Raw genomic sequence first — 2,561 nt, 5'->3', positions numbered from 1 at the left:
TTCGGGCGACAGCATTCCTGCAGCCTGGAGTATGACATTCTTTATCTTTGCCGGTCTTTTCCTCGCTTTCTTCCTGTACCATCTATTGGTTCTCCCCTATCCCAAGAGCGACAAACACGGCGAGCACAAAGATTTTTCGGAGATGATGAAAAACTTTGTCGAAACCATCGTCTCTTTCTTCCAAAAAAAAGGGATTGGATTAGCCATTGTATTCCTGCTTGTTTTCCGTTTGGGTGAAGCCCAGTTAGCCAAACTGGCTTCTCCTTTCCTGCTCGATGATCTTAGCGCCGGAGGGCTGGCTCTCTCAACCAGCGACATTGGATTTGTATATGGAACGGCGGGAATCATTGCTTTAACTTTTGGAGGTATTGTAGGCGGAATTTTAGTTTCCCGACACGGACTGAAAAAATGGCTTTGGCCAATGGTTTTTGCCATGAACCTCCCCAACATCGTTTATATCTTCCTGGCATTCATTCAAACACAAAGCTTAGGCATTGTGAGCTGCGCTGTTGTGATTGAGCAATTTGGCTATGGCTTTGGTTTTACAGCCTATATGCTCTATATGATCCAGCTGGCTGACGGCGAACATAAAACAGCACACTATGCTCTTTGTACCGGCTTTATGGCTTTAGGGATGATGCTCCCGGGAATGGCTAGCGGTTGGATTGAAGACCAGATTGGTTACTTTAACTTTTTCATTTGGGTTATGATCTGCACTGTACCTGGCTTTATTATCGCTCCTTTTTTGAAGATAGATCCCAACTTTGGAAAGAAATAACAAGCACGATTCCAAACACTTGATCATTAAAATCAGATAGCCAAGGAAACGGGCCTATTCAAATTTACACTTATTAACAAATCTTGGTGTTTGGGTTTTAAACCTGTGCACCTTTTTCATGTCATAGTACATATTTAAACGCAATTTGCGAGTGGATTTATCTAATCATGTAACTGGAAGCCTCCCTGGGAAAGAATAAATAAAGCCAATACTCGCCAAACATAATCAGGAAAACACAATTAAACATGTATTCGAAAAGAATTCTGGCTGTACTTTTTATCGCTTTGGGATTAGCAGGAGTAAGCCTACCTGTACAAGCAGATGAACCAATAAAAACAACGGTTGCCAATCCGGCACAGAAATCCATCATCAAAGGAAAAATCGTTGAGAAAGATTCCAAAACCCCCATGGAATATGCCAACGTTTCCATCTACAAAACCTCTGATTCAACCTTAGTTACCGGAGGAATTACCAATCACAACGGAGAATTTGAAATTGGCAAAATAGATAATGGTTCTTACTATGTTGAAGCAAACTTTATTGGCTTTAATAAAACACGAATCAAGAACATCACCATCACAAACAACCACAGTTCCATCGACCTTGGCACCATTCCACTGGAGCCATCACACCAGGAACTGGGCAGTGTGGAAGTTGTTGCCGAGCGACCACGCGTAGAGTACAAAGTAGACAAAAAGGTTATCAATGTTGAACAGGATATTAATGCTGCCGGAGGAACCGCAGTCGATGTTTTGGAAAATACACCTTCCGTTCAGGTTGATATAGAAGGAAACGTTACCCTACGTGGATCATCAAGCTTCACCGTTTTCATCGACGGGCGTCCGTCGGCTCTAACCGGAAGCGATGCTTTACAACAAATTCCGGCTTCAGCCCTTCAAAATATTGAAATCATCACAAACCCGTCGGCCAAATACGACCCGGATGGAATGGCTGGTATTATCAACCTGGTTACCAAGAAAAACGCCTTAACCGGCTTCGATGGAATTGTCAATGTCTCGGGGAGTACCAATGACAGCCGCAGCCTGGACTTCACAGTTAACCACAAGAACGAAAAACGCCAGATTACCTTTGGATTCGATACCAACAGACGTAATTTCACCGGCACAAACAAATCGACCCGAGAAACATATTATAACGACAGTACGGTCTATCTGAATAGCAATGGAACCCGGGATTTCATTCGTCACGGATTTCGCTTTAAAGGTGGACTGGATTTATACCTGACCGACAAAACAACCTTAGGGTTCACAGCCAGTGCAGGCCAACACAACCACGATTCCAAATCGAACATTGAAAACTACTACCATACCCAAATTAATAGCCCGGCGGGGATGACTGAAAAATACACCAACGAATATGAAGATGCCAACCGGAACAATAAATTCGTTGATGCAAGTATCAACTTTCTGCATAAGTACAACGAAGATGCCACCCACAAGCTGGAAGGAATGATTTATTTCCGTAGCCGAACAGGCGATGATATCCAATACCAATCGGAAATTGTGACGGATGAAAATTATACTCCTGGCGATATCTATGACCTACGGGTACGGACAACCGACGGAGAAGATTCGAAAGACTACCGGGCAAAACTGGATTACACACGCCCTTTAGGTGAAACCGGGAAACTGGAAGCCGGCTTGCAAAGTCGCATGCGACGCGAAACAGAAGATTACCTGTTTGAAAATTTCGATTCCGAAAGCCAAAGCTGGATCAACGATCCGAACTATTCGAGCAGGATGGATTTCAAGCGCGATATCCA

Annotated in this window: 2 protein-coding genes; both read left to right on the top strand. The window is 43.6% G+C overall.

Annotated elements, in window-relative coordinates; genetic code table 11:
* The coding region (locus AC37HE_RS12915; RefSeq protein WP_500783262.1) for an MFS transporter at nt 1-778 on the top strand (778 nt) is incomplete at its 5' end.
* Between the two features lie 245 nt (nt 779-1,023).
* Nucleotides 1,024-2,561, top strand: a 1,538-nt coding sequence (locus AC37HE_RS12910) for a TonB-dependent receptor (RefSeq protein WP_500783261.1), incomplete at its 3' end; no start/stop codon positions are given.

Source organism: Mangrovibacterium sp. (genome assembly GCF_059905295.1).
Note: the sequence above shows the minus strand (reverse complement) of the source record. Positions and strands in the feature narration are given on the sequence as shown.